This is a genomic window from Herbidospora sp. NBRC 101105 (assembly GCF_030269205.1).
GTDB classification, from domain to species: Bacteria; Actinomycetota; Actinomycetes; order Streptosporangiales; family Streptosporangiaceae; genus Herbidospora; species Herbidospora solisilvae.
The window spans coordinates 1-6,750 of the sequence record NZ_BSSX01000014.1 but is presented as its reverse complement, the minus strand read 5'-3'; the positions used below and the strand labels follow the sequence as shown (position 1 = coordinate 6,750).

Below are 6,750 nucleotides of genomic sequence, written 5' to 3'. Positions count from 1 at the left end.
GTCGAGTCGCACCGCGGCGTAGCCCAGCACCGATACCGCCAGCACGATCACCAGGTCACCGGCGGCCAGTGGCCGGGTGCCCAGAAGGTCGCGCAGGGGCGGGAGGTACAGCCCGGCCAGCTGGAGCACGAGCGCGCCCGCGACGGCGATCGGCAGCAGCGGATTGGCCCGGGTGCCGGGCCGGGTGCGTGAGCCGAGGGCGACGCCGAGCTGTGCCGCGCCCAGGGCCAGGAAGGCCATGCTCTGCCAGGGGCGGCCGGTATGGGCGGCCCACACCGCGACGCCGAGTGTCACGGCGGTCAGCACCGCGGCGACGCGGACCACGCGCTGCCACAGGCCCGCCCCGAGGATGCTCTCCCTCGGAGGACGCGGCGGGGCGTCCATGGAACCGGGCGTGGCGGGCTCGCCGCCCAGGGCCACGCCGGGCAGGCCGTGGGTGAGCAGGTTGATCCACAGGATCTGGGCCGGCAGCAGCGGCAGCGGAAGACCGAGGAAGGGGCCCAGCAGCATCACGGCGATCTCTGCGGCCCCGCCGGACAGGCCGTAGACGAGGAAGCGGCGGATGTTGGCGTAGACGCGCCGGCCCTCCTGGACGGCGGCGACCACCGTGGTCAGGTTGTCGTCGGCGAGCACCAGGTCGGCGGCCTGCCGGGCGACCTCGGTGCCCCGGCGGCCCATGGCCACCCCGATGTCGGCCTGCCGCAAGGCGGGACCGTCGTTGACCCCGTCGCCGGTCATGGCCAGCACCTCGCCGTTGTCCCGCAGCCGCCGGATGATGTCCAGTTTCTGCGCGGGGGTGGCGCGAGCGTACACGGTGGCGTCCTGCCTGTGGGCGTCTTTCTCGCGGCAGTCGGCGACCACGCCGTCGTGTTCGACGATGCCCAGCTCCACGGCGATGGCGCGGGCGGTCCCCGGGTGGTCGCCGGTGATCAGCAGCGGCCGGATACCGGCCCTGCGGCAGGAGGCCACGGCGTCGGCGGCCTCCCGCCTCGGCGGGTCGAGCATCGCCACCAGGCCGATCAGGCGCAGGCCGCGCTCCTCGACGCGCGCAGGCGTTCCGTCGAGGTCGGCCCCCGCGACCGCCAGTACCCGGTAGCCGGCGTGGGCGAGCCGGCAGGCCGCCGCGGCCGCGCGTTCCAGCGACTCCGGCGCGTCGCCGAGCAGCAGGGGTTGGAGCAGTACCTCGGGGGCGCCTTTGCAGATCACCCGGGTCTGGCCGGTGGGCAGCCGGTGCGCGGTGGTCATGCGTTTGCGGTCGCTGTCGAAGGGCAGTTCGCCGACCCTCGCGAACCGGCGCCGGAGCTCGGTGTGGTCCAGGCCCAGTTTGGCGGCGGCGGCCAGCAGGGCGGCCTCGGTCGGGTCGCCCAGTGCCTCCCACCTGCCCTCGGCGTCGCGGACGAGCGTGGCGTCGTTGCACAGGGCGGCCGCGGTCGCCAGGTCGGTGAAGTCGCCGGCGGTCGTGCCGGGGGAGGGGCGGATCTCGCCTTCCGGGGCGTAGCCGGAGCCGGTGAGCAGCGCTCCTCCGGCAGGGGTCCACATCTCGCGGACGACCATCCGGCCCTCGGTGAGGGTGCCGGTCTTGTCGGTGGCCAGCACGGTCACCGAGCCCAGGGTCTCCACCGCGTGCAGGCGGCGTATCAGGGCGGATCGTGTGGTCATCCGCCGGGCGCCCAGCGCGAGGCTCAGTGTGACCACGGCCGGCAGGGATTCGGGTACGGCGGCGACGACGAGGCTGATCGCGGTCACCACCATCAGCTCCACGGGCTGCCCCCGCAGCAGGCCCAGAGCCAGCACCAGGGCGCACAGCGTCACCGCGACCGCGGCGAGCACGCGTCCGACGCCTGCCAGCCGGCGCTGGAGCGGCGTCAGCGCCGCCTTCTGGCCCATCATCGAGGCGATGCGGCCGACGGCGCTCGCGGCACCGATCGCCGTCACCTCGGCCTGGCCCCGGCCCCGCACCACCATGGTCCCCGCCGACAGGGGGTCGCCGTCGCCCTTGTCGATCGACACGGACTCCCCGGTCAGCGCCGACTCGTCCACCAGCAGCCCGGCCGACTCCACCACCACGGCGTCGGCGGGGACCACATCCCCCTCGGCCAGCACCAGCAGATCGCCCCGCACCACCTCGGCCGCCGGGACCGGAGTCTGGGCGCCGTCTCTGACCACCCGGGCGGATGGGGCGGTGAGCCGTGAGAGGGCGGTGATGGCCCGGTCGGCGCGTACCTCCTGGACGACTCCGGCGGTGGTGTTGACCACGACCACCAGCAGGATCACGCTCATGTCGGCCCAGTCCCGGGTGGCGGCGGTCAGCGCGGCGGCCACCAGCAGGACGAGGATCAGCGGGTCCTTCATCTGCCCGCCGATCCGCCGCCACAAGGGTGTCGGGGGCTGCTGCGGCGGCAGGTTGGGGCCGTCCCGCTTCAGCAGGACCGCCGCCTCCTCGCTGGAGAGCCCGTGGTGTTCGGTACTTCGTGTGGTCATCATCGGACTCCCGGCTCGGTTCCGACGTCGCTCGCTCAGCCCCCACGTCATCGCCGCGCGCGGACAACGGTTACGGGGGTAGGGGCGACGTGCAGCAGTGCCTGGCTGACGGACCCCAGGACTTCCATCGACACCCGGACGTCCCGGAAGAGCTCCTGCCGACCGGCCAGGGCTCGCCTGCTGTCGTCCAGGCGAGAACGGCGCACGGGCCAGCGTGGCGGCACGCCCGCCTTCCTCAACGCGAAGTCGAGCACGGGACGTGAACCGCCGCCAGATCGACGCCGACGACCACCTCAGCCCGCGGTGCGCCGAGAAGTATGGCGTTGATCGCGATATGGCGACACGGTTGCGCGTGACAGTGCGCCAACGCCTGATCCGGAATGTTGTGACGGCCCTGTGCTCGGCACCACGTGGCTGAGGCCACCTGGTTCACCGGGGGCGTCGCACGGAGATGCGCTCCGGCTCCAAACCTAGATCCGGTTTATTCTGCGGCCGGTCACGCGTTGAGGTGCGATACGGATGTAGTGGTCACGGCTGTCCCCAGCCCAGGAGTCGACGTCGTCAGCGCCTGTTGCTGACAGCTCACTCTCTGAAACGTGACTGGCAGGACCCTGGATCAGGACACTCCATCCGTCGCGGTTCCGCTCGTCGATATGGTCGATCTGAAAGGCGATCTTCACTTCCACATCGTCGATTCCCGATGAAATACTCTCATCCATGGTTCCGCCTTTGCGAATGCGGAACACAACCTGACCATCGATCAACCGGTAATTCACCGGGAATACCGTCGGGCCTACCACTGCCCCGCCAAAGGCCACGCGGCCGATTCCGCCTTGCTCGGCGAGCTGAAGGCACTCCTTTTCGCTCAGTTCTTCCAGAGTGCTCGGACCGGAATCACGCATCGCACTCAATGGGTCTCCTCTCCTGCCCGGATTTCATCCGGCCGACTGTGGTCTGCTAGGAAGGAAGAAAGAAACTACTCCTTATTCTACCTTCCGCCCATCCGGGAAATGGGGCGGCGGTGCTGAAGGGTGGTCCCATGCCGATCAAGGTCGGACAGGTGATGGGCCAGACCGCAGTCGCGGTACGGCGGGGGACGCGTCGTGCGGAGATCGCGTCGGCGATGGACAAGTACGGGATCAAGCAGGTCACGGTCGTCGATGGCGACAACCGCCCGTTGGGTGTCGTATCGGAGGCCGACCTGCGTTCCGGCAAAGGGCGGAGTCCCAGGGTGACCGCTGGCGATCTGATGACCACACCGGCTGTCACGGTGACACCCGACGTCACCGTCAGGGAAGCGGCGCGGCTCATGTACATCCACGATGTGGAGCAGTTGCCCGTCGTGCATCCCGACGACGGGAAGATCGTGGGCGTCGTGGCGCAGGCGGACGTGGTGCCCATCCTCACCCAGCTGGCTGATGAGGTGCGCGAAGAGGTCGTCACGGTGATCCGGGACGTCACCGATCTCGATCCTGACACTCTCTCGATCACCGTCGGCGAGGGCGCCGTCGGTGTGGCCGGGCCCGTCCCCGCCGGAACGCCGGTCCCCCGTCTCATCGAAGCCCTCCGGGGTATCGATGGTGTCGTGGAGGTCAACTGCGATCTCGCCCTGCCCTCGACCGTGCCCTCGGTTCCGTCCGGCGAACCGGAGGCCGGTTTGGAGACGGTGGTGGAAGCGGCGACGTGGGCGCCGTCGATCCACAACTCCCAGCCGTGGTCCTTCGCCATCGCCGGGAAGGAGATCAGTCTCCGCGCCGACGCCGATCGCCGGCTTCCCGTCAGCGATCCGCAGGGACGGCAGTTGACGATCAGTTGCGGCGCGGCGCTGTTCAACATGCGGACGGTCGTCCGGGCGATGGGCCATCAGCCGCAGGTCAGGACACTGCCCGATCCCGACCGCCCGGGCCTGGTCGCCACAGTGCGCGTCGGCCCGGCGGAGCCACCCTGTGAGGAGGTAAGGATCGTTCGGGAGGAGATCCCGCGGCGGCGCACCCACCGAGGTGGCTTCGCCGAGCGGCCCGTCCCCGATGACCTGATCGACTCGCTGACGGCGCTGGCCGCCATGCAGAACGTCCGGCTGATCCCGTTCAGGTCGCCGGGCGACGTGCGGATCCTCGGGGCATTGACCACGGTGGCGCAGGAGTTGCAGGAGCGGGATCCGGAGTTCGAGCTGGAGATGATCCGGTGGGGGCTGCGTCCCGGGAGTCCGCGCCGCGACGGCGTGCCCGCCGACGCCTACCCTCGGCGGACCCCAGAGAGCCATCCGGAGTTTCCGCAGCGGGACTACAGCCGGGGCCAGGGCTGGGGCACCGAAGACGAGCCGGCCGGGGTGACCGGAGTGGTGGCGGCGATCACCACGACCGGTGACGAGCGGATCGACTGGGTCCAGGCAGGGCAGGCGCTGGAGTCGGTTCTCCTGTATGCCTCCTCCCGAGGCGTCCAGGCCGCCTTCCACACCCAGCTCCTGGAGTATCCGCAGCTGCGCGACTTCCTCCGTCAGAAGTTGTGCTCCGGCGAGTACCCGCAGGTCGTGCTGCGGCTGGGTTACCCGCTCGGCACGACCCTCTCCTACCGCCGCCCCCTGGTGGAGGTCCTTTCCTAGGTCAGGTCACCGGTTCCACCCGGAACAACGCCGGGTGGACGTCACTCGCCGTGCCGGGTTCCGGCGTGATCCGGCCGGCGACGGCGCGGAGGATGTCGACCGTGGTGATCACGCCGACCGCCCGGCACTGCTCGTCGACCACCGGGACGGCGTCGTGGCCGGAGTCGAGCATCACGGCGGCCACGCCGGAGAGCGGCCGGTCGAGCGGGACGCGCGGCGTGAGATTCGATTTGATGAGGTCGCCCACCCTGCGGCGGGACAGGTCGGCCAGCGTGCCCGAGCAACTCGTAGCGATGTCCTGCATCGAGAGGATCCCGTGTGGCCAGCGGCTGGGGCCGACGACCGGGATGTGGTGGATGCCGCCTTTGCGCATGAGTTCCCAGGCCATGATCGGAGACTCGTCCGGGGTGACCGTGACGACCACCCGTGTCATGACGTCCCTGGCGGCGAGCGTCGTCGGGTCGATCATTTCCTGTCCTCCTTGTCGGTGACGATGGCGACCGGGCAGTGGGCCCGGTGCAGCAGGCCGTATCCGACCGATCCCAGAGCGGTCGAGCGGATGACTCCCCGTCGGCGGGAACCGACGATCACGAGATCGGCCGTGCGGGACTCCTCCGACAGGACGTAGACCGGATGACCACAGACACCCGTGTGCTCGATCGGGACCTGGGGGAACTTCTCGGCCCAGGGCGCGAGCTGCTGCCAGACGAAGGTCATCTGTTCGTCGAACATTCGCTGGACCAGCGCGGCGTAGCCGGCGGCCGAGCCAGCAAGGGGTGGCGGTTGCCAGGCGTACACGAGCTTGAGCCGGGCTTCGCGCCGTTCGGCCTCGGCGAAGGCGAAGTCGAGTGCCGTCTCCGCCTCCTCGCTTCCGTCGTAACCGGCGATCAGCTCGCCGTAGGTGTGCCGGGGAGAGGTGCGGACGACCACGAGGGGGGCCGCCGTGTGACCGGCGAGGGCCAGGCCGACCGATCCGAGGATCAGGCCGGCGAAGCCGCCTCGGCCGCGGCTGCCGATCACGACCTCGTCGGCGCCCACAGCCTCGCGGCCGAGCCGGTCGGTGACGTCACCCCTGATCAGTCGGGTGCTGATCTCGATGTCCGGGGCGCAGTCCCAGGCCCGTCGCTGAGCCTCGGCGACGATGTCTTCGTGGTGGTGGTGCTCGGTCTGGTGTATCTCCCGGTCGCCCATGGTGAGGGGCGGCCAGACATGGATGATCCGCAGCGCGGCGTTCCTGCGGGCCGCGTCGCGCGCCGCGTACTCCACGGCGGCGAGTGAGGGCGCCGATCCGTCGACGCCCACGACGATGGTCGAACTCACGGTCGTTCTCCTTTACACGGCGTGGTCAGTCGGCCATCGCGACGACGGCGACGGCGCAGGCGGCGTGCCGAAGCACCGGGTCGGCGGTCGAACCCAGGTGGCCGAAGCGGCGGCGCCCCACCACGATGAGCTCGGCCTGCTTCGACAGGCTGGTCAGGGCCTCACGTGGGGCGTCGAGGGTGACCCTGGCGCTGACCCGGACCTCCGGATAGCGCTCCTCCCAGGCGGTGAGCGCCTCCCCGAGCTCCTCCTCCGCCAGGGTCAGGTCGGGGACCAGCGCCATCGAGGTGCCGAACGACGGGGCGGTCAGGCCACACCGGACCGCCACCAGCGGGAGCTGCCGGAGT

General features: G+C 70.6%; 6 protein-coding genes. 1 reads left to right on the top strand and 5 read right to left on the bottom strand.

Annotation, left to right across the window (positions count from 1 at the left end; all coding sequences use genetic code 11):
- Both QSK34_RS37575 and QSK34_RS37570 read right to left on the bottom strand, forming a co-directional pair.
- Window positions 1–2,481: cation-translocating P-type ATPase (locus QSK34_RS37575; RefSeq protein ID WP_285591610.1), on the bottom strand; the 2,481-nt coding region annotated here is incomplete at its 3' end.
- A 470-nt stretch (window positions 2,482–2,951) separates the two neighbouring features.
- Complete coding sequence (locus QSK34_RS37570) at window positions 2,952–3,383, bottom strand: pyridoxamine 5'-phosphate oxidase family protein (RefSeq protein ID WP_285591612.1); 432 nt, start codon at window positions 3,381–3,383, stop codon at window positions 2,952–2,954.
- Between the two features lie 137 nt (window positions 3,384–3,520).
- Here QSK34_RS37570 and QSK34_RS37565 point away from each other — a divergent pair, with 137 nt between their 5' ends.
- On the top strand, window positions 3,521–5,083 hold the full coding sequence (locus tag QSK34_RS37565) for an Acg family FMN-binding oxidoreductase (protein ID WP_285591609.1): 1,563 nt from the start codon (window positions 3,521–3,523) through the stop codon (window positions 5,081–5,083).
- 1 nt (window position 5,084) lies between these two features.
- Here the strand turns inward: QSK34_RS37565 and QSK34_RS37560 are convergent, their stop codons facing one another.
- From QSK34_RS37560 to QSK34_RS37550, 3 genes are all read right to left on the bottom strand, one after another.
- A complete protein-coding gene (locus QSK34_RS37560) occupies window positions 5,085–5,552 on the bottom strand; it encodes a CBS domain-containing protein (RefSeq protein ID WP_161481657.1) in 468 nt (155 codons plus the stop codon).
- On the bottom strand, window positions 5,549–6,403 hold the full coding sequence (locus tag QSK34_RS37555; protein WP_285591607.1) for a universal stress protein: 855 nt from the start codon (window positions 6,401–6,403) through the stop codon (window positions 5,549–5,551). The genes QSK34_RS37560 and QSK34_RS37555 overlap by 4 nt, the downstream gene beginning before the upstream one ends.
- A 25-nt stretch (window positions 6,404–6,428) precedes the next feature.
- The coding region (locus tag QSK34_RS37550; RefSeq protein ID WP_285591606.1) for a universal stress protein at window positions 6,429–6,750 on the bottom strand (322 nt) is incomplete at its 5' end.